Source organism: Streptomyces sp. NPDC059452 (assembly GCF_042750035.1).
Classification (GTDB): domain Bacteria; phylum Actinomycetota; class Actinomycetes; order Streptomycetales; family Streptomycetaceae; genus Streptomyces.
Genome location: NZ_JBHYVE010000050.1, coordinates 12,516 through 32,709, shown reverse-complemented (window position 1 = coordinate 32,709; position 20,194 = coordinate 12,516). Strand labels below are relative to the sequence as shown.

Annotated in this window: 15 protein-coding genes and 1 pseudogene; 9 read left to right on the top strand and 7 right to left on the bottom strand. The window is 69.0% G+C overall.

Annotated elements, in window-relative coordinates; translation table 11 throughout:
* The first annotated feature begins 596 nt into the window (after window positions 1-596).
* The 8 genes from ACFW9Z_RS35255 (at window position 597) to ACFW9Z_RS35220 (ending at window position 10,664) form a co-directional block, all read left to right on the top strand.
* Entirely contained in the window at window positions 597-1,289 is a 693-nt protein-coding gene (locus ACFW9Z_RS35255) for a hypothetical protein (RefSeq protein WP_384647622.1), read from the top strand.
* Window positions 1,290-1,583: 294 nt separating this feature from the next.
* Complete coding sequence (locus ACFW9Z_RS35250) at window positions 1,584-4,703, top strand: Helicase associated domain protein (protein ID WP_384647620.1); 3,120 nt, start codon at window positions 1,584-1,586, stop codon at window positions 4,701-4,703.
* A 415-nt stretch (window positions 4,704-5,118) separates the two neighbouring features.
* On the top strand, window positions 5,119-6,015 hold the full coding sequence (locus ACFW9Z_RS35245; protein WP_384647618.1) for a hypothetical protein: 897 nt from the start codon (window positions 5,119-5,121) through the stop codon (window positions 6,013-6,015).
* Between the two features lie 164 nt (window positions 6,016-6,179).
* On the top strand, window positions 6,180-6,422 hold the full coding sequence (locus ACFW9Z_RS35240) for a hypothetical protein (protein WP_384647616.1): 243 nt from the start codon (window positions 6,180-6,182) through the stop codon (window positions 6,420-6,422).
* A 243-nt stretch (window positions 6,423-6,665) separates the two neighbouring features.
* A complete protein-coding gene (locus ACFW9Z_RS35235; RefSeq protein ID WP_384647614.1) occupies window positions 6,666-7,766 on the top strand; it encodes a dsDNA nuclease domain-containing protein in 1,101 nt (366 codons plus the stop codon).
* Window positions 7,756-8,340 (top strand): hypothetical protein, encoded by a 585-nt coding sequence (locus tag ACFW9Z_RS35230; RefSeq protein ID WP_384647612.1) that lies wholly within the window; start codon window positions 7,756-7,758, stop codon window positions 8,338-8,340. Before ACFW9Z_RS35235 ends, ACFW9Z_RS35230 begins: the two co-directional genes overlap by 11 nt.
* On the top strand, window positions 8,337-10,256 hold the full coding sequence (locus tag ACFW9Z_RS35225; RefSeq protein WP_384647609.1) for a hypothetical protein: 1,920 nt from the start codon (window positions 8,337-8,339) through the stop codon (window positions 10,254-10,256). The genes ACFW9Z_RS35230 and ACFW9Z_RS35225 overlap by 4 nt, the downstream gene beginning before the upstream one ends.
* Window positions 10,257-10,478: 222 nt before the next feature.
* Window positions 10,479-10,664, top strand: coding sequence for a hypothetical protein (locus ACFW9Z_RS35220; protein ID WP_384647607.1), 186 nt, complete (start codon window positions 10,479-10,481; stop codon window positions 10,662-10,664).
* Between the two features lie 102 nt (window positions 10,665-10,766).
* Here ACFW9Z_RS35220 and tpg (ACFW9Z_RS35215) read toward each other — a convergent pair whose 3' ends face one another.
* The 3 genes from tpg (ACFW9Z_RS35215) to ACFW9Z_RS35205 form a co-directional block, all read right to left on the bottom strand.
* Window positions 10,767-11,324, bottom strand: a complete 558-nt coding sequence (tpg, locus tag ACFW9Z_RS35215) for a telomere-protecting terminal protein Tpg (RefSeq protein WP_384647605.1) — start codon at window positions 11,322-11,324, stop codon at window positions 10,767-10,769.
* A 10-nt stretch (window positions 11,325-11,334) separates the two neighbouring features.
* On the bottom strand, window positions 11,335-13,557 hold the full coding sequence (gene tap / locus ACFW9Z_RS35210; protein WP_384647602.1) for a telomere-associated protein Tap: 2,223 nt from the start codon (window positions 13,555-13,557) through the stop codon (window positions 11,335-11,337).
* A gap of 152 nt (window positions 13,558-13,709) precedes the next feature.
* A complete protein-coding gene (locus tag ACFW9Z_RS35205; protein ID WP_384647600.1) occupies window positions 13,710-14,066 on the bottom strand; it encodes a hypothetical protein in 357 nt (118 codons plus the stop codon).
* A gap of 50 nt (window positions 14,067-14,116) precedes the next feature.
* Here ACFW9Z_RS35205 and tpg (ACFW9Z_RS35200) point away from each other — a divergent pair, with 50 nt between their 5' ends.
* Window positions 14,117-14,896: a telomere-protecting terminal protein Tpg gene (gene tpg / locus ACFW9Z_RS35200; protein ID WP_384647598.1), complete on the top strand. Its 780-nt coding sequence runs from the start codon at window positions 14,117-14,119 to the stop codon at window positions 14,894-14,896.
* A 20-nt stretch (window positions 14,897-14,916) separates the two neighbouring features.
* Here tpg (ACFW9Z_RS35200) and ACFW9Z_RS35195 read toward each other — a convergent pair whose 3' ends face one another.
* The 4 genes and pseudogenes from ACFW9Z_RS35195 to ACFW9Z_RS35180 all read right to left on the bottom strand — a co-directional run bounded on the left by ACFW9Z_RS35195 (window position 14,917) and on the right by ACFW9Z_RS35180 (window position 19,990).
* Complete coding sequence (locus ACFW9Z_RS35195; protein ID WP_384647595.1) at window positions 14,917-16,014, bottom strand: hypothetical protein; 1,098 nt, start codon at window positions 16,012-16,014, stop codon at window positions 14,917-14,919.
* A 13-nt stretch (window positions 16,015-16,027) separates the two neighbouring features.
* Entirely contained in the window at window positions 16,028-16,771 is a 744-nt protein-coding gene (locus ACFW9Z_RS35190) for an AAA family ATPase (RefSeq protein WP_384647593.1), read from the bottom strand.
* Between the two features lie 85 nt (window positions 16,772-16,856).
* A pseudogene (locus ACFW9Z_RS35185) lies at window positions 16,857-18,462 on the bottom strand (Mu transposase C-terminal domain-containing protein); the annotation flags it as partial.
* Window positions 18,463-18,649: 187 nt separating this feature from the next.
* Complete coding sequence (locus tag ACFW9Z_RS35180) at window positions 18,650-19,990, bottom strand: AAA family ATPase (protein ID WP_384647591.1); 1,341 nt, start codon at window positions 19,988-19,990, stop codon at window positions 18,650-18,652.
* Between the last annotated feature and the right edge of the window lie 204 nt (window positions 19,991-20,194).

The window sequence follows — 20,194 nt, the reverse complement described above, 5'->3', positions numbered from 1 at the left end:
GGTCGTCGGCAGCGTCTGTTGTGTATAAGAGACAGGTGCAAGCGGGGCGGTCGCTGCGCTCCCTTGGCCCCCGCGATGCGGGGGCGCCTCCCTCCGCTGCGCTCCAGGAGGCAGTGGGGGCCGGCCGCTGCGCGCCCGGCTGGCCCGCGCGGTGCGCGGGCCCTGACTGACTGTGTGACTTGCGGCTAGTGGGGTTTTCGGTAAGGGAGTTGAAGGGAGCGCGAGGCGCTCCCGGCGGGGTCGCTGCGCTCGCCCGCCAGGCGGTCCTTCCGGCTGCGCCTCCAGAACCTTCAAGGCCCGCGATGCGGGCCAGGCTGGTTACGAGGGTGAGGGTCGCTCGATCGGGTCGGGATTCAGCGTAGTGGGTGCATCCAGAAGATGCACATGTAGCATTGGCAGAAGTGAGGGGCACCCACCAGTCGGGCTTGAATGGAGAGGTCAGAGTGATGCTGAATCGGGATAGAGCCCTGGAGTTAGCTGCTCAAAAAGCCGCTCCTGAAGGGCCGGAGAGGGTTGCTCGGGCTCTATTTCAAACGCTATGGGGTCTGCCGGAATTCGCGGACAAGCAACGGCTGCGGCGGCTGGAGGTCTTCCGGGTGATCGCGCTGCGTACCTGGCCCGAGGGCCCCGCGGCTGTCGCTGCGGCCGCCCTTCATGCGCTGAACGGTGCAACGGGCGACCCGGCTGCGCCGTGGGCCCAGCAGACCGCGCAACGGGTGGTGCAGCTCGCCGCTTTCGGGCTCGGCCTCGATGAGATCCGCGCTCGTACCGCCGAGGCGTGGGAGGACGTCCTCGGAGCGCAGGACGTCCTCGGAGCGCAGGACGTCCTCTTTGAGGAAGACGACGAAGAACTGGGCGGGAGTCCGGACCTGAGCGAGCGCTGGCGGCACGCCGAGTGGCAGCGGCTCCTGGAGCTCGTCACCGCCGGCGGTGCCCCCTTGTACGAGCCAGGCCTCGACCCGCAGGTCACCGCCTGGACAGAGCAGCGCCGGGAGCAGCGGCAGCAGGTTCAGGCGGCTGAGGAAGCCGCGCGTGCGGAACGGGCAGCGCGGGCCAAGGCGGCGTGGCAGGAGCGCGTGGACGAACTCCAGCTGGAGCTGGCACTCGACGCCGCCACGGGCCGCCGTGTCCGCGCCTGGGCGCAGCGGTACGGTCTCTCGCCCGCCGCCATCGTCCACCAGCTCGTCCAGCACGCCACCGACGGCCCCGGCAGCGGTCTGGCCGTGGACGAGTTCACGCCCGGCCCTCACGAGGCTTCGGGGCCTGCCTGCCCGGCCGATCCGGAATAGCCCGCGAGCCGGCCATCACCAGCTCACGGATCGTGGAGCTGGCCGTACGTATCGCGGACATCCGGCAGCGCGCCTGGATCGATGACCGGCCCTACAACCACCCGCACACGGACAGAGAAGAAGGAGCACGGCATGATCTGGAGTTCCGAGGACCTGGCGCGTGATGTCGTACGCCGCAACAGCACGGGCGGCCTGCCCCTCGCCCAGGTGACCGAAGCCGTCTCCGTACCCCCGTTCACCCCGCGCTGAGCTCTGGGAAAACACGCCGGAACCGAAGAGAAGACAGGTGCAGGAATGCTCGGGGTAAAGCTCAGAGAACACCAGCTGAAGCAGAAATCGGCAGTCCGGAAATGGGTAGGATTCCCCGCAAGATCATTTGCGCTCCCGCAGGGTTCCCGGGGCACGATCGTGTCCGCCACCGGCTCCGGAAAGACGATCATGGCCGCCGCGAGCGCCCTGGAGAGCTTCGCGGACGGCCGGATCCTCGTCACCGTGCCCACCCTGGACCTGCTCGTCCAGACCGCGCAGGCGTGGCGCCTGGTGGGGCACCGGGCGCCGATGGTCGCGGTGTGCTCGCTGGAGAACGACGCGGTACTGAACTCGCTGGGCGTACGGACGACCACGAACCCGATCCAACTGGCCCTGTGGGCCGGGCACGGGCCGGTCGTCGTGTTCGCCACGTACGCCTCCCTCGTCGACCGCGAGGACCCCACCGATGCAACGGGCCAGCGGAAGGTCCGGGGGCCGCTGGAGGCCGCCCTGGCGGGCGGAGAGCGGCTCTACGGCCAACGCATGGACGGCTTCGACCTCGCGATCGTGGACGAGGCACACGGAACCGCCGGTGATCTTGGCCGTCCGTGGGCTGCGATCCACGACAACCAGCGGATCCCCGCCGACTTCCGGCTTTACCTCACCGCCACCCCCCGCATCCTCGCCGCGCCCCGGCCTCAGAAGGGCGCGGACGGCCAGGAGGCGGAGATCGCGACCATGGCCGACGACCCGAACGGTACGTACGGCGCGTGGCTCGCCGAACTCGGGCTCTCGGAAGCGATCGAGCGGGAAATCCTCGCCGGGTTCCAGATCGACGTCCTGGAGATCCGCGACCCGGCCCCCGCCATCGGCGAGTCCGAGGAAGCCCGGCGCGGCCGGCGCCTGGCCCTGCTGCAGCCCGCGCTCCTGGAGCACGCGGCAAAGTGGAACCTCAAGACCATGATGACGTTCCACCAGAAGGTCGAGGAAGCCCGCGCGTTCACGGACAAGCTGCCCGAGACAGCGGCCGAGCTGTACGTCAACGACGCCTCGGACGAGGACCTAGCCGCCGCCGACAAACTCCCCGCGTCGTCGATCGACGCCGAGTTCTACGAGCTGGAGCCCGGCCGCCACGTACCCCCGGACCGCGTCTGGTCGGCATGGCTGTGCGGCGACCACACCGTCAGCGAGCGGCGCGAGGTCCTGCGCCAGTTCGCCAACGGCACCGACGCGGGCGGGCACCGGGTCCACCGCGCCTTCCTCGCCAGCTGCCGCGTGCTCGGCGAAGGCGTCGACATCACCGGCGAGCGCGGAGTCGACTCGATCTGCTTCGCCGACACCCGCGGCTCCCAGGTCGAAATCGTCCAGAACATCGGCCGCGCACTCCGGCTCAACCGCGACGGCTCCACCAAGGTCGCCCGCATCATCGTGCCGGTCTTCCTGGAGCCGAACGAGGACCCGACGGACATGGTCGCCAGCGCCAGCTTCCGCCCGCTTGTAGCCGTTTTGCAAGGGCTCCGCAGTCATGATGAACGACTCGTTGAGCAGCTCGCCTCCCGTGCCCTCACCAGCGGCAAGCGCAAGGTCCACGTCCAGCGCGACGAGAACGGCCAGATCATCGGCACCGACGGCGAGGACCAGGAGCACGACGACACCCAGGCCGCCGCCGAATCCGCCCTGCTCCACTTCTCCACTCCCCGGGACGCCGCCACGATCGCCGCGTTCCTGCGCACCCGCGTCTACCGGCCGGACAGCCTCGTCTGGCTGGAGGGCTACCAGGCCCTCATCCGCTGGCGGGCCGAGAACGAGATCACCGGCCTCCACGCCGTCCCCTACGACGTCGAGGCCGAGGTAGGGGCGACGAAGGCGTTTCCTCTGGGGCGGTGGGTCCACCAGCAGCGGAAATCGCTGCGGGCCGGGGAACTCGATCCGCACCGCAAGGAGCTCCTGGACGCCCCGGAGGCCGGGATGGTCTGGGAGCCCGGCGAGGAGACATGGGAGAACAAGCTCGCCGCGCTGCGCTCCTACCGGCAGGCCACCGGACACCTCGCACCCCGCCAAAACGCCGTCTGGGGCGAGGCCGAGGCAATGGTGCCCATCGGGCAGCATGCGGCCAATCTCCGCAGGAAGGGCGGCCTCGGAAAGGACCCCGAGCGCGCCGCGGCGCGCGCAGCACAGCTCGCGGCGATCGACCCGGACTGGGACTGCCCGTGGCCACTCGACTGGCAACGCCACTACCGCGTCCTCGCCGACCTAGTCGACGCCGACGGCATCCTGCCGACCATCCAGCCCGGTGTCCTGTTCGAGGGCGATGATCTGGGCAGGTGGCTCGCACGGCAACGAGAGGCGAGCACCTGGGCGCAGCTGTCCACCGAACAGCAGGAGCGCCTCTCACAGCTGGGCGTCACACCGCTTGAGGCTCCGTCTCCCGCCCCAGCGGCCACGCGTGCGACGAAGGGCACGGGCAAGGCGCAGCAGGCGTTCCAGCGGGGCGTACAGGCCCTCGCCCAATGGAGGGATCGGGAGGGCAAGCGGCCGGTGCCGCGAGGAGCCAGCGAGGAGATCGCGGTCGACGGCGAGGCGGAGCCGGTGGTCGTAAGACTGGGCGTATGGATCTCGAACACCCGCGCGAGGCGGGACAAGCTCAGCGCCGAACAGCTCGCCGCCCTGGCCGCGTTGGGCGTCGACTGGGCAGGCCCGGCACCAGCCGCCCCGGCCCCCACGGACGGAAGCTTTGACCAGCCGGCGTCGCCGGAGACGTCAGTACCGGGTCAGCGCGACGCCAACGCGATGACGGACCAGGAGCGCGAAGCCGAGGCGGCCCGCAGCCTGGCACGCATGAAGCGCCTCACCGAGCTGACCCGGAAGCACACCAAGGCCGAACTGCTGCGCATGGCCTACGCGGGCGGCCTGGTACGCCACAACTCCCCCGAGAAGTGGCGCAAGGACGAGATCGCCTCCGCCGTCGTCGACCAGGAGCTCCGGGCCGCCGCCCGGGCCGGAACCGACCAGCCACCCGCCCCTCCCGCTTCGGCCGCCCCGCCGAAGCGGCCGCGGGTACGACATCACCATGACGAGTGCGACACGGTGCTGTACGAGGGCGGCGCCTGCACCTGCGACATCATCGAGCAGTACGGACCGCCCTCCGAACAGGGCGACTACTGAGACAGCCTCCGGCCGCTCCCCCACCGGACCCCGGGCCTGTCGAGGCCCGGGGTCTCGCGCTGTCGGGTTCGGGACGGGCGCAGTCGTGACCGTGTAGGCCACTGACAGCCGGCGGGAGAGACGTCACCAGCGACCAGCACGAACCGGACTCGCCGCCGTGTTCTCCCTGGTACGGAGTCATGATGGGAACTATCCAAGATTCGGACTCCGGAACATCAAAGATCACCGTCTGAAGCGTTAAAGGTTCCAGGCATCACGTACACGCCTGCCTGCGGCTTCGGGCGCCAATGGATTCCCACTGGGGTCATCAGTTATCCAATGTGTTCCGATAGCTCGGTCTGAACGGGAGGCGGCCAAGCGGCCGCACCGGAATTCGACACCCGCTCCCTACGACCGATCGGTGAACATGGACTCCGTGAACACCGAACTGACCGTGCTCAAGCGGGACATGCCCGTAAGCCAGGACGACACGATACGGATGCTGCTGGAGCAGTCCAAGCGCACCGGCCGTGCCGTCCTCATCCGGCGTGCCTTCGTCCAGGACGCCGATCCCGGCCTCCGCCTGATCACGCAGCCCGGCCCGTTCTCCAAGATGCTGCGCAGTAACGAGCGGCTGGACCTCTTCCTCCTGATCCACTGCGTCACCGCGCGCGCCGACTGGAGCGTCACTCACCGGTCCGAGACCTGGGGCCGCGCCGCAGGGATCTCCTTCGCCACCAACGGCACCGCGAGCGCCGCGGTCTCCCGGCACCTGCACAAGCTCAAGGAACTGAAGCTGATCAGCACCGAGCCGCACGGCCGGATGACGAAGATCACCAAGTTGCTCGAGGACGGCTCCGGCGATCCGTACACGCTGCCGTCGGGCGACAAGGAGGGCTCTCGCAAGAGCACCTACTTCAAGGTGCCGTTCGCGTACTGGGAGCAGCACTACTACCGGAAGCTGTCGATGCCGGCGAAGACGATGCTGCTCATCCTCATGAGCCAGCGCAAGCTGTCCTTCGTCCTGCACAAGGACAGGGAGTACGCGCTCTGGTACGGGGTCTCCCCCTCGACGGTCAGGCGTGGCATCGAGGAGTTGAAGAGGGAGCACCTGCTGTACGAGTTCCTCTGCGAGCAGCAGCTGGATGGCTTCTCCGTCCTCGGGCAGAGCACGCAGGTCCGCTGGGCTCTCGCCGCGCCGTTCGACCTGAACGTCAACAAGACAGAGCGCGAGGCGGCAGAGGCCGCCTGGACTCCGGAGGGCATCGCCCGCACCGCGCTGCGGATCGGCGCCCGTATCCCCGCACTCTCGGGGGCCGCGATTCCGCGATGAGCACCGCCGGGGCGCACGGCCCCGGCCCCACGACTCCCGGCCCGGCACACACGGGCCGGGCGCGGCGCAGGCCGCCGCCCCGGAACGGGCGACGGCCCCCTGTTCCAGCAGGGAGCCGCCCAGTGAACAAACCGACAGTCACTCCCCAAGGAGGCACCACCAGCATGTCCAACGAGCCTAAGGGCACCGACCGCCGGGCGTCGACCCGGCATCACCAGAGCAACGGCCAGCTGCGCCACAACTGGTCCGGGATCCGGACCCGTCTGCAGCAGCTGCTGGATGGCGGCCACCGCCGTCGCCTGCGCGCCCTCGCCCGTACGGCGGGCTACGGCATCCTCCGCGGCTCCGCCGGCGCCCTGGGCGCGAGCGGGACCGGGTGGATCATCTGGTGGGTCCAGCAGCGCTGACCCGGCGCGCACCCGCTGATCCCACATCCGCCGACCTGGTGGTCCCGCTCCCTGGCCGGGGCCACCAGCGGCCAGCGGGGTCAGCCTGTTCTTGTACGAATTGCTCCAACGGACCGTTGCGATCCGTGTGCGGATGGTGATCTACTCCGATGCCCAGAGCGTCCGTTGGGGGCACGATGCGAATAGAAACCTGTGCCGTTGAGCTGGTGGTCGGCACCGGCCGGTTGCGTAAGTGGAGCGCCAGTGACGCTTGCGCCTGCTGATGGTGGCCGGCGCAGCCGGCGTGGCTTCCTGTACCAGGACGCGGTCACACTCCTGGACTGCCTCGACATGCTGGGCGGCCACTGGACGGAAGTCTCGTGGGAGGATCTAGAGGACATCCTCTGCTACAAAGCTGACGCGCCTTCTTACCGGCAGGTCAAGACAGTCGAAGGAGCGAAGCGCCACAGCATCGCCGACATCTGCAAGCCGGATGCGGCGAAGAAGGCAGAGAACAGAACGGCGGCAACAAGCTACCTCGGCAAGCTGTTCGGCGGAAAGCCACTTCCGGAAGGAACACGCTTCACGCTGATCGTCAATGAGACCCCCCAGCGAGATCTGTTCCAGTTTGTCTGTGAGCGCGGCGGCGCACGCGGGCCGGTCAACGCAGACGATCGTGAGCGGATCATCGACAAGCTCAACGGTCTGAGCCTGCCCGACGGCCGTGACGTCGGATGGTGCGTCGATCGTCTGGATGTACTCGTCACAGCGCGCACTTGCGATCAGGTCGAAGATGAAGCCCGCAGACGTCTGATTCCACTGATCACGACGTACCTCGGCCAGGACCCGCTGGCGCAGGAGGTGGACAACGTTCTGCTGGGGCTTGTCTCCGGGTACATCGCGCGCCGTGCGGCCGAACCAGAACCTCAACGCCACACGGCTCACGAATTCCGGAGCATCCTCGAGAAGTCCATTCTCCAGGTGACCGGGCAGCGCTCCGATGGTTCCACCGAGCCGCTCATGACCCTTCAGGCGAAGCTGCGGCCAGCTGGTGTCCCCGATGCCGAGGCGGAACGTCAGCATGAGGCCATGCTGACGTTCCGCCAGGCCCAGCGCCGCAGCCTGGGTAGTGAGCGCCAGCGTCTCGCCGAGCTGTCGGACAAGGTCTACGCCATCTGCCAGCTCACCTCGATGCAGAGGCGCGGCGGTCTGATCGAAGCAGGCGAACCCGCCTATAGAGAAACGATGCTCAAAGTCAGCCAGATGCGGGAAGTGGTCTCTGGAACGGTAGACCTCAGCCAGGCTCTGGCTGTGCTGAGCGACATCACCGCACGCTGCCAGAACAGGTACGAAGATGCCTCATAAAATCGGCAGCAAGGTCGTGCCGCCCCTCCATAGGGCATGGGATCCCGACGACTCGGTCGATTTCCATGCCTCGCGCCTGTTGCTGCTCATCCACCTGTGCGGTCAGAGCCCGGGGCCGTACATCGAAGGGCGCACGAAGTTCGCGAAGCTCGACTTCTTCCTGCGCTACCCCGGATTCCTGGAACGAGCGCACGCCGCTCTGCTGCCGGGCAGAGCTGGTCGGCCAGAAGTGTTCGTCGCCCCGGACACCTCCGAGATCGAGGCGCCAATGGTGCGATATCGGTACGGCCCCTGGGACCACCGTTACCGCCAGTTCCTGTCCTTTCTCACCGCCCGCGGCCTCGCAACCATCACCATCAGCCATAACCCCGAGCGGGTGAAGCTCACGGCCGCCGGTAAGACGACGGCGGCCCAGCTCACAGCAATGGAGCAGTTCCAGCCCCTGGTCCAGCGATGCCGAGCCATGCAGGGCAACCTGGCGGACATGTCAGGCACCGACCTGAAGAACATCATCTACGACCTGTTTCCGGACGAGGTCGGCAACGCGACCTTCCATCAGGAGATCCGCCCATGAGCGAGCCCAGCACATCCGAGCGCGGGCTTCGGATCGCCAAAGTCACGCTCGTACACCCAAGCGGCGAGTTCGACGAATATGCCTTCGAGCCCAGCAAGCTCAACATCCTCACTGGCGTACGCAACAGCTCCAAGACCACGACACTCCGAGTGATCGACTACTGCCTCGGTGACCGGGACAGTCCCGCCGAAGCTCTCAAAGCGGCGGTCGCCGATGAGCATGTAGAGGTCAGCACGGATCTCAGGATCCACGGCCAGCCCCACACCCTCACCAGGTACCTCACGCAGGGACGGATGGGAAAAGTCAGCATCGACGGCTCGGAGATCACGGCCGCCGAATTCTCTGACTGGATCCTGGGTGAACTGGGATGGCCCAACCTGCGCATACCCAAGGGGCTTCATCCGGCTGCGGCCACTGAACAGGTCTCCCTGTCCTTCCGCAACACCTTGCGGCACTTCTACCGAAACGAGGACTCCTGGACAAGCTTCGCGAACAAGGAGCATGAGTTCGTCCGGCGTGCAGTGGTCAGCCAGCTCCTAGGATTCGCCCAATCCCGAACCGCCCAGGCGAACCGGGACTTCGAGCTCGCACAGGCGAAACGGCGTCGAGACGAGGCCGAGGCCGTGAGCAGAGAGGTCCGGGAAAGCACTCTGCAGGCCATCACCGCTATCTCCCAGAACCTGGGCCTGCCCCTCACCCACAGCGCAGAGCAGGTCGCCGCAGCACGCCGCGAGCTGCAGGGCGAGCTCAACGCCATCCACGAACGTCGTCGAACCCTGACAGCTGAAATCCAAGGCATTACTGAAGGAAGCACACCTGCCGGGGCGCCCGCGGGATACGACTCCTCCCTGACCGTTGCCTACGGAGACGTCACCAGCCAGCTCAGGCGCGCGACCGAGGAGATGGCGGACCTGGAACATCTCCTTGAGGAACACCGCCGCTCGGCTCGCACGGTCACAGCCGAGGTAGGTCGAATGGAACGTCTGATCACCTCCATCGAGGTCTTCGACGCCCTGCCAGTCCGCTTGTGCCCTGCCTGCGAGCAGAGCGTCGATCCCAAGCGTGCTCACCACGAGGACGCCTGCTATCTGTGCTTCCAGCCGGTGGACGATGACAAGCGCCAGCGCAGGGCACAGGTGGAAATCAGGTCCCTGAAGTCAGAACTGTCCGAGCTGGATGACGTCATCACACACACCGCAACCGACCTCGAAGCCACGCGAATGCTTCAGCAGACGTTGCATGCACAGCAGGCCGAACTGGCGCAGCAACTCAACCAACAGCGCGCCGCACAACTTGCCCCGTTCATGGCGACGTTGGAAGGACTCGCCGCGCAGATCGCCCAACTGGAGCACAAGATGACTGCCCTCCCTGCGATGGAAGAGATTCTGCAGCGTCGCGACGAAGCGCACCGCACCTTGCTCTCCGCTCAGCAGACCGTGGATCAGATCGAGAAACAGCAGCCGGCCTCAAGGACATCTGTGCTGTCTCCCATGGACCGGTGCTCCGCCTTCGCCGACCGCATGAACGATTTCCTCGCCCGCTACCGCGACACTCTCTGGGTGACCCGGGACGTGACGATCAGGGACACCGATCTCACCTTCTACGTCGGTTCCCGGCCCTGGGACCAAGGTCTGGGAGCAGAGGCCAAGGTCCTGTTCTTCCTGGCATATAGCTACGCCACCCTGTTCCTCGAAAGGGATCTCGACCAGGAGTGCGCCTTCCCTGGGCTGCTGCTGCTGGACAACCCTCACCAGCAGGGCATCGCCCACGACGTAGTGCGCCAAGCTCTCACGGAACTGGCCGCAGCCGCCCGCGACACCGGAACCCAAGTCATCAGCACGCAAACGCTGAGGCCACCCAACGATCCTCAAACCATCCGCGAGATCGCGATGCCGAAGGTATACGCCGCCCCATAGCGAAATCGCGTGCAGGGGACGTACAGGCCCCGGTCACGTCACCGGCCATGAGACAGCTCCCGACCACCCATCGGGCCGCCCACGAGTCGGGTGATCCCGGCCGCACTCCGGTCCGGCCGGGACTCTCCCGCCTCCGCCCCTGGGCGGGACTCTGCACCAGGAGGACAGCACCCGAGCTCTCGGTGGAAGGGATCGGGTGTGACGTGGACGCTGCCGGAGCCAATGCTGAGCACGCCCGTGCCCGGGCCCGATCTGCGGCCAGGATGGGCCGGCGAGCTGAAGTGGGACGGGTTCAGGGCCCTGGCCTCCGTCGATGAGGACCGGGTGGTGCCTCCGGCCGGTGGCGCCACCCTGCACGCTGGCATCGCGCCCGCCCCGACCTCTCCCTCGCCGACATCCCTCGCCTGACGCCGCCGCACTGATGGCAGCACGGCACGGAAGCCCCGCCGAAGCCCGTACGCCGTGGTCCCGACCACAGCAACCTGCCCCGGATTTCCAGGCGACGGTGGGTCAAAGGTCGAACTCCAAGTGCGCGATGTCGGTGAAGCGGACATCCTCCAGCTGGCCAGCGCGGCGGCCGTGGTCCTGGAAGTACACCTCCTTGAGTGCTTCGGCGGCGATCTGCTGGAGCTGCTGGTCGGTGGCGCCCTGCTCCTGGGCGTCGAAGAGGCGGGCGGCGTACTGCGGCGGCAGGGCGACGGTCAGGTGCCGGAGCCGGTCCTCGTCCGTCGACCCGATCGGCGCGGTGTAGCCGATGCGGGCGCGGGTGTCGATGACGATGCCGCCGGTGGTGGCCGCCTTCAGCCGGGCTCTGGCGCGGATCTGTGGCTGCCACCGCTTGTTCACCTCGGTCTCCAGGCGGGCGGCGAGGTCAGGGCGCGGCTTCTTGAACTGGTCCTTCACGTACCGCTCGACGGTGCGCTGGGAGATGCGCAGTATCTGGGCGACCGCCTTGGTGCCCTTGAGCTGCTTGACCAGGTAGCGCATCTGCGCGCCCGCGCTCTTGGGCGCCGGGCGGGTGAACGCCTTCTGCACCGCGGCGTCCAGGCCGTCTCCGAACAGGCTCATCGCGCTCTACCTACTCCCCGGTGTCCTGGTCAGCGATAGTGCCGTCCTTGATGTACCGGGCGAGGTTGAGCTCCGGGGCCTCGAACTGTTCGCGGACGCCCTCGCCCCACAGCACGCTCTGGGTGCCTTCCCACTTCACCAGGCCGGGGTTCACTCCGAGTTTGAAGCCGCCGGGCAGCGGCTTGCCGTCCCGGTAAGGCAGGAAGTCCAGCGGCGACGGCCCGTCGGAGGCGTAGACGACGCAGTCGGAGAGGATCGCGACCGGGAACTGCCCGGTGAAGGCGGCATGCTTGACGATCTTGCGGTGCATGTTGACCCGGGTCCGGGAGATGATCGCGGCGCGGACGTCCGGGCGCCATGTCGGACGGGCAAGAGCACGCCACGGCTCGCCGGGCTTCCAGCCCTCACCGCGCGGCCGCTCACGCAGCTTGCCGATGCCACCCTTCACCGTCGCCTTGATCGCGGACACCACGATCGCCAGTTCCGGGTCGCGCTGCCGATAGCCGTCCATCGCCGCCAGGAAGTCCTCCGGGCTCACGTCGGCGGGCACGCCCAGGTCGTCCATCGTCGCAAGGTACGCGTCGCGCAGCCGGTTGTACCAGGCGTCCAGGTAACGCCCGTTGTCGTAGCGCACCCACGCCTCGACCGGGCGCACCTCGTAGCCGAGCTCCACCGCATACGCCACCGTCGGCGTCGCGTACCAGGCCGGACCCGTCGGGCGCTCGCCCTTCGGCGTGAACGGGCTCGGCAGCAGCTCGCCGTCCAGGTCCGCCCACTTGTCCTTGGCTACCTTCACGCGGGACAGGTCGACGTGGCCCAGGTCGACCAGCCAGGAGCCGGGCAGCTTCGCGTCAAAGACGGGGTTCTTGACATGCGTCGGCGCGCCCAGGCCGACCACCAAGCCGTTCGCGCCGGCGGCAAAGGCCATGTTCACGTCGATACCAACCAGGTGAGGGCGCAGGCATTCAGCGTCAGTGAGCGGGCGCGCCCAGTCGTACGCCTCCTCCACCAGGGCCTCGGCCGGGGTGCGCTGGTGGAAGCGCGGCAGGTCCGCCAGGACCGGGTGCCCGTCGGGAGCCTCGCACGGCGCGCAGTCCACCGGATCCTTCCCCAGCGAGCCGGGGTTGTGCTCGGAGTGCCGCCTGCCGTCAGCGTCCGGTTCGGAGGCGCGGGTCGGCGGGTGCAGCGCGGTCATCAGCTCCAGGCCCGTCACGGCGGTCGATCCGCGCGGCGTCATCACCCGGGCCGCATACGTGCCCAGCAGCCGGGCCAGGTACGCCGGCGGCAGCTGCCCCGCATCGGCCCAGTGCCGGGTGTCGAGCGCATCCCACGACGGAATGCACAGTTGCACGCACGCACGCTCCGCCCCCTGCGCGGGGCGGTAGATCCGCGCCCACGGCCCAAAGCCCCTCTTGGTCAGCTTCCAGTCGGCGCGCGTCAACTGCTTGATGACCTTGTGGCCCTCCGGGATCCGCCCGGCGAGCCGCTCCTCATCCGTGAGGGCGACGGGCAGGCCGTAACGCTCCAGCGCCGACTCGGTGAGCACGAGCAGCGGGTCGGCGTCCTTGCCCGGCCCGGACAGCTTCGGCGCCCCGAGCTTCGCTTCCTTCAGCGTCCACTCCACCAGCGCTGGGATGGACTTGGCGGGTACGTCCAGGACCAGGCCGCCGACGCAGTACGCCAGCACCTGACCATCGGCGTCGACGTCGACGACCGCGAGCGGACCGTTCTCGAAACGCGCATCGACACCACCGGCTGGGCTGCCGACAGGGGCGGCCCTACGCGCGGGCGGCCGACGCGACGCCGGCCTGGTCGTGGCCACCGGATGCGGCACAGCGGCGGGGCGCAGCGCGGTGTCCTCGGAAACGGGCTCCGGGATCCGGTCTGCGGGTTCGGTGCGCGCTTGGGCCGGTTCAGCGACCGGTGGCGCAGGAACGGCCGGGACGGCAGGCGTCTCGGGGACTGCCGTGTCCCCAGAGGGCACCGGGGCGTTGGCGGGGTAGAACTGGGTGAGTTGCTTCAGCATGCGGGCGTAGGCGTCGCGCTCCGGCGGCCGCGGCTCGGTCTTACCGGCCTCCCAGCCGCTGACCGTCGCCCGCCGCACCTGCAGTGCGGCGGCCACCTCGTCCAGCGTCAGACCGTGCGCCTGGCGCAGCCGTTTGCGTTCCGCCGGGGGCGGCAACGGGGAGCGGGACGAGACCAGCGCGTCGACCGCGTCGAACAGCTCGGACATACAGAACCTCCTGCCCCGAACCCTAGCGTGAAGCGCATCTTTCGCGTACCAAACGCGTACGAAGTGCGTAAGAAACGGTTGGGACGCCCAGCCGTCCGGACTGTCGCAGGTGCCCCATCTCACCGAACTATGGGCTCACCTAAGTGAAGCAGTCAGGCGTCGCGGTACTGGTTCCGTGCAACGCGGACGACGCGGCCGGCCTTAAGCAGACCGTCTATATAGACGGAAACGCCGTTGCGGTTGGCCTGCTTGCCGGCGGCGGTCAGAGTATCCGCAATATCACCGAGAGACATGGGCTGAGGCGACACCCTGAGGATCTTGACGATGGCATCCGCCTTGGTGAGATCTTGGATCGCCGACCCCGGCTCGGATACCGCTGCGCTCAGCTTCTTGAAGGCGTCCAGCTTGGCCTTGAGTCCCTCGATATGAGCGCCGAGTCGGTCACGCTCGAGTTCGGCTTCACGAAGTTCACGCTCGACGCTGGCGAGGTCCTCGCTATAGGAATTCACGAGGAAAAGACTATAGAAACCTAGTAGAAGGTCGCTAGGTTTTCTTAGAGATGGACGCTGCTCGACCGGCTGCGTGGGCACGCGAACCCTACGGAGCGGCGATCAGGTGGTCAGTGAGACGGGCTCAGGCTCGATCCGGTAGGACAGCAGGGCCTTTATCCGAGGACCCGCAGGGACGTCTCCCGTACGCCAGAACTGGCCAGAGACAGCGGGCGGATATGAAAGACCTGAGGGAGCAGATGGCCGCTGTGCGGCGGCAGAACGGCTCGGGGGCGGACATGGGGGAGATCGTCACAGGGCTTGAGCGAGCGCTGCTGAGCCGTCCAGTGCCTACTGGTGACGCAGCTGTGCGTTTCCTGCTCAGGGCGGAGAAGGGCACGAGGAACGTGGCTGTCCTCCTGGGGATCTCCCAGCGCACAGTACAGCGGTGGGTGACCACCCGGCCGGGAATGCGCCGCCGTCCCAGTGCTGTGCATGCGGGGCTGATCGATGAGGCCGTCAGGGCACGATGGCAGCCCCTGGTACGCGCCCGCCGAAGGGCCCGGGCCGAGGCCGACGGGTTCGTCTTCCACACCAGGGCGCGGTTCGGATTCGCCGCTCCGGCAGGCTCGTCGGACGATCCACGGGTACGGCTTATCACCCAGTACCTATCGGGAGAAGTGGCCCGCGAACTGTTCGCCGCCCGGGACGCCGACGGGGGTGAGCAGCAGCAGATGGTGATCCTCGCCCGAGCGCTGGGGCATGCCTACTTCCGGGACGGAGGCCTGCGCGCCCATGGTCTCGGGATCGCCTTCACCGACGTCGAGTTCGCCGATTTCTCCATCGACTGACCGTGCACGCGGGTTCGGACTCAGCGCGAGGACGGGGACTGGTGCCGTGTCAGCATCGCGTCGTAGCACCGTGCTTCCTTACGTTCGCGCCAGTCCCACTGGATACGGTCGGCAGGGCCGGTGTGCTGGCTGGCGGGCGGCTGCGGCGGGCGAAGCCTCGCTGCCTCCGCCACACGCAACAGGTGGGTGCGGTCGTGGGGGCCGGCCAGCAGGTGCTGGTCCTGGGCGGTTGCGAGCCGGGCGAAGCAGACGGCCGCCTTCAGGAAGACGCGCGCCCACGGCGGCACGCGGTGGGTGGCGCAGCCGTCGGTGTAGCGGGTGCGGTCGTGCAGGGCCAGGGTGGCCGCGGCGTCGTCGTAGTCGCCAGGGCGGGCGGTGGCGAGCTGCTGGAAGGAGACGCCGGTGAAGAGCGCGGCGGCTAGAGCGGCGGCCAGGCGAGGATGAGCGGTCACGGCGGCCAGGCGCCGGGCAGCTTCCCGGGCTGTCTGCCCGGTGAGGGGTGCGGGTGGCGGGCGGTGCCGGAAGACAATCGGCGGCGGCGTGCACGGGGCGGTACACGGGGCGGGGCTGTCGTAGGAGACGAGGCGGTCCAGCACGGGCAGGGTGAGCCACCGGTTGGCCGGCCGGGCGGGCTCGTCAACAAGCGGGGACACGGCGGCCAGTGTGCCGTAGTAGTGGCGGCGAGCGGCCTGGAAGTCGGCGGTGACGCAGTAGTCGGCCGTCTGCAGGGCCTGGTGCAGGGCGGCGGGCAGGTGGGGGCGGTGGCAGACCAGGGTCAGGTGGATGCCGGTGAGGGTGCGCAGTTGCAGGAGGCGCATCGTGCGGCGGGCGGTGAGGCGGTGTGCGCGCAGGACGGTCAGCCGGGTGACGGGCAGGGCCGTGATCCATGCGGTGGCGGCTTCCCAGGCGGGCTGACGGCCGGCGGGAAAGCCGCCCGGGAGCAGGGGCGGTTTACCCAGGGCGGCGAGAAGGTCGTGGGCAAGACCGGTCTCGCTGGTGGTGCCCGGGCCGGGGTGCAGGGTGATCCGGCCGGACGGCACGTGGTGGGCGGCCAGGGCGGTGTGCGTGTGAACCGCATCGTCGCCCGGGTCGATGACCACGGCGACGGGCGACGGCATGACGGCGTGGCGGTCAGGCGAGACGGCTGAAGGCCCAGCGCAGCAGCTCCTGATCCACACAGGGGCGGCCGGTGCGGGCCAGGCCGGTGCGGGTGTGGGCGGTCAGCTGGGCCCAGGCGCGGAAGTTGCCGTGCGCGGCATGCTGGTCGGCGAAGGCGATGTCGTCGGGATCGGCGTCGGCCCAGACTGGATGGAACAGCGGGATGGCCTCCAGGACCTCGGCGGGGGTGAGACGGGTGAAGTGCTGCCAGATGAAGATGCGGGAGGACAGCATCGGTTCGCGGCGCAGCACGGTGTGGCATCCCTCCCCGCCGACGAAGATGATCGCGAGCTGGGTCGAGGGTTCGTCCCACAGATAGCGGAAGTATTCGAACGCCTCCCCGTTGAGCCACTGCGCCTCGTCGACGAGGAAGGTGCGGGGGCGTTCGGCCAGGGCGGTTTTCAGCAGGCGGTCGAACTCGCTGGGGTGGCGCGGTGGTTCACCGGCCAGGTCGAGCGCGGTGAACAGTTCGTAGCGCACCGCGCGGGCGGTGGGACGGGCCCGGAAGGTGATCTTGCGGACGTCCTCGCCGGGTTCGAGTTCGCGCAGGCAGGTGTTGACGGCGAGGGTCTTGCCGAAGCCCGCGCCGCCGTGGATGCACATCATGGCGCGGGCAGCGACCGTGTCGGCGATGTTCTCCCGGGCAGTGAGCAGGGCGCGGGTGGTGACCACGGACGCATCGGGCAGGTCGACGTACTGGTTGGTGGCCGCGGTCACGAGGCGTCTCCGTCTTCAGCGGTCGGTGCGGTCGGGCCGGGCGGGCCGTCGGCGGCAGGTTCGGCGGGGAGGGGAGCAGGCCGGCCGGACGCGGTCCGGGTGGCAAGGGAAGGCGGGGTGCGCCAGTCGGCCGGGGGCGCGGCGGGCGGGATGAGGTCCGGCAGCGCCAGCTTCGAGGCGTCGGTGTGCTCAACGGCGGCCAGTTCACGCCCGGCTTGAACAGAGGTGAGGGCTCCCAGCCGCTGGGCCGGCCCGGCCGTGGTGGCTGGGGCGAAGCGCTGTCGGCGCAGCGTCTCGGCGGCTTTCACCTCCGCGCGCAGACGTCGGGCACGCTCCGCACGGGCTGTGCGCAGGGCCCCGAGTTGTTCGGGGGTGGCCGCGTCCGCGAGGTGGGCAGGCCCGAGATACGTGCCGCGCGCGTCACAGATGTCGATCTCGTGATCGTGGTGCGGCATATAGCGCACTGTGACGCTACGGCCGGCCTGGCCGGTCATCCATGGGGCGATGTAGGTGCGCCCGCGCCACCGCACGCCGTGGCTGGTCAGCTTCCGCGGGCGGCCGTCGTCCTCGAGGGTGAAGGTCCACAGGTCGGGGGCGGGGACGTCCGTGACGGGAGTCGGATCGGCCTGCCATGCCCCAAGCGGCGTGCGGCCGGACAGCGCCTGGGGCCGGTGCTCGGTGTTCCACCAGTGTGTCCAGGCCAGCACTTCCGCGGTGAAGTCCTGAAACGACATGGCACCGGACGTCTCTGGCTTGCGGCCCGCGTCTTTGCGTCGCCGGCCGGAGCGGGGCTTGGCGGGGGTGAGGGTGTAGCCGGGCAGGGCCGCGAACAGCATCCGGTCGACGGCCCGGTTGAGGTTTTCCACCGTGCCCTTGAGGTGGGGGCTGTAGGCAGGAAGGTCCTTCACCGTCACGCCCATCGTGCCGAACGCCGCGGTGACGGTGGTCGACAGGAAGTCCTTGCCCCTGTCCACCCGCACCTGCTCCGGTGTCCCTCCCGCAGGGCCGTAGGGATCTTCACGCAAAACAGCGGCGCGCAGCGCGACCAGCACGGAGGCGCGGGAAGGAACGCCAGGAGTAATCGCAGTGCCGGTGATCACTTTGGTGGCGGTGTCGATGAACCACGTCACCCACGGGCGCACCAGGTCGCCGTCGGCATCGACCAGCAGCGGTGCCTGGACGTGATCGGCCTCCCACACGTGATTGCGCCAGGAGGCCGCCCGTTTGCCGAAGACGTCGTGCGCGCGTGCCGCGTCCGGTCCCGCGGCAAGACCGGCCCGCTCCCCCACCGTGAGATCACGACGCACCGCGCGCAGGAACGTCGACAGCGACGGCACCGGGTCCAGCAACGGCACCGCAGCAGGCGGGGCGCCCGCGGGGGAAGCCACGGATTCAGACGCCGTCGGCTGACCGTCACAGCCGTCCGGGCCGGTCTCGGCCCGGGCCACCAGCTGGCGGTGGACCGCGGAGGCGTTGCCATGCCAGTACGCCAGCAGCACCCGGATCTCCCTGGTGATCTCGAACCGCTCACCGCTGCGTTCCCCAGGGCGGATCGCATCCCCGGGCGACCGGGAGGCCTCAGCCAGCCACCGCCACACTGTCCGCTCCGACACGCCCAGGCACTCCCCGGCCAAGCGCACATGCTCCCGCGACAGCCGCCGCTCGGCGCGTAGCGCCAGCAGACGACGCACCGCCGGCGCCCGCAACGCCGTCAACGACTCCTCCCCCAGAACACCAGCCGGATCCTGCGGCGGCGCCAGCGGCTGTCCGTCCACCCCATGCTCCTTCGTTCTCATCCGCTTCCGTGGAACCGCCTTCCTTCACCCCGTTGGAACAGGTGAAGGCCCCGTACACGAGCCCTTCGAGTAGCCCGGACCGTCACGGGTAGGGGCCAAGACGCGCGCAGGCCTGCTCGATCAACTCCCGATCCACACGCCTTACGGGGCCGCGCTCGCGGGCCGCGTAGACATGCGACGTGATCTTCGCCCACGTGCGGAAATTGCCGCGCGCCGTCTGCTCATCCGCCCGCACAAGGTCGTCCGGGTCCGCCTCCGCCCACACGGGATGGAACAGAGTCAGCGTCTGCGGCACTTGAGACGGCTCAAGCCGGCCGACCTGATGCCAGGTCAGCACTCGCGAGCGCAGCGCCGAAGCACGGGCAAGGGCCCGCTCGCTTCCAGCCCCGCACAGCACCAGCGCCGCCGCACAGCCCGGCGCGTCCCACAACTGCCGCAGATAATCCAGCAATGGCGGCGTCAGCCGCTGGACGTCATCGATGAACAGCACACCCGGCTCGGCCAGGGCCCGCATCAGAGCCTGGCTGGCCGGCCCGGCCCGGTGCGGCAGCGCCCCCGGCGGCAGCCCGAGCGCTTCACACAGCGAGGCCCGCAACTGCGGCAGACCGGGCGCCACACCGGCCACCGCCCGCCACACCGGCACCCGGCCGGGCAGAAGATGCAAAGCCTGCTCGACGGCGACCGTCTTCCCCAGGCCCGTATCCCCGTACACACAGCACATTCCGCGGGCCGCGACCGTATGTCCCACAGCCTCCGCCACACCGGCCACCTGCCGCGTCGACACCAGCCGGGCCCCCGGCACGTACAACCGCACACCGCCGCCCCGCACCCCCGCATCCGCGGCGCCCTGCGCCACCGGCACGTCGGCGGGCGGCCCGTCGACAACAAGCGGACCACCCGCCCCGTCCACGAGCCCCAAATCCGCCAGTGCCCGGTCATACCGGCTCGGCTCCAGCCCAGCCCGGGCCCCAGCCGGACGAGCTACTTCAAGAACCCGGCCCGCCCCCAGATCCCGCTTGATCACGCGGTGCAACGTCGGCAGCGAGGGCACACACTGCGCACCCCACCCCTCCAACGCCCCCTCTTCCTGGGCCCGGAGCATCCTGCGCCGCAACTCCGCAACGTTCCCACCCGCCTCCGCGAGGACCTCCCACAAGGCGTCGCTCAGCGAAAACCCGTCCTGCCGCGGCCGCGCCTCGACATGGCCCCGGCGCCCATCGGCCAGCCACCGCCACACCGTCCGCTCCGACACACCCGCCAACTCCGCCGCGATCCGCACGTGCAACCGCGACAGCGTCCCCTCCCCATCCACCGCAAGAAGCCGCCGCACCACCACACCCCGCGCCAACGGCGCACCCCCGGCCGGCACAACAGCAGCCGATCCCGCCCCGGCCCCACCCGCCGAAACCCCCTGAACCGTCATACGGGCCAGCCCACCCGACCCCGCCAACCCCTCACATAGGAACAGCGAAAGCCATGACAGCCAGCAACCAACCTGCTAGCCACACCACAACATCCGCTTGGTCACCCCATGACAGCGACCACAACCCGCCCCACACCCCTTACCAGGCCATCCACACCGCGATCCCGCTGACGCCCACCCGCTGCCACCCCACCGCCCACTCAC

Excerpts from the sequence above, each read along its gene's own strand:
- ACFW9Z_RS35250 (WP_384647620.1), top strand. The coding sequence starts at position 1,584 with ATGCTCGGGGTAAAGCTCAGAGAACACCAGCTGAAGCAGAAATCGGCA.
- ACFW9Z_RS35240 (WP_384647616.1), top strand. The coding sequence starts at position 6,180 with ATGTCCAACGAGCCTAAGGGCACCGACCGCCGGGCGTCGACCCGGCAT.
- ACFW9Z_RS35230 (WP_384647612.1), top strand. The coding sequence starts at position 7,756 with ATGCCTCATAAAATCGGCAGCAAGGTCGTGCCGCCCCTCCATAGGGCA.
- ACFW9Z_RS35225 (WP_384647609.1), top strand. The coding sequence starts at position 8,337 with ATGAGCGAGCCCAGCACATCCGAGCGCGGGCTTCGGATCGCCAAAGTC.
- ACFW9Z_RS35220 (WP_384647607.1), top strand. The coding sequence starts at position 10,479 with ATGCTGAGCACGCCCGTGCCCGGGCCCGATCTGCGGCCAGGATGGGCC.
- tpg (WP_384647605.1), bottom strand. The coding sequence starts at position 11,324 with ATGAGCCTGTTCGGAGACGGCCTGGACGCCGCGGTGCAGAAGGCGTTC.
- tap (WP_384647602.1), bottom strand. The coding sequence starts at position 13,557 with ATGTCCGAGCTGTTCGACGCGGTCGACGCGCTGGTCTCGTCCCGCTCC.
- tpg (WP_384647598.1), top strand. The coding sequence starts at position 14,117 with ATGGACGCTGCTCGACCGGCTGCGTGGGCACGCGAACCCTACGGAGCG.
- ACFW9Z_RS35195 (WP_384647595.1), bottom strand. The coding sequence starts at position 16,014 with ATGCCGTCGCCCGTCGCCGTGGTCATCGACCCGGGCGACGATGCGGTT.
- ACFW9Z_RS35180 (WP_384647591.1), bottom strand. The coding sequence starts at position 19,990 with ATGACGGTTCAGGGGGTTTCGGCGGGTGGGGCCGGGGCGGGATCGGCT.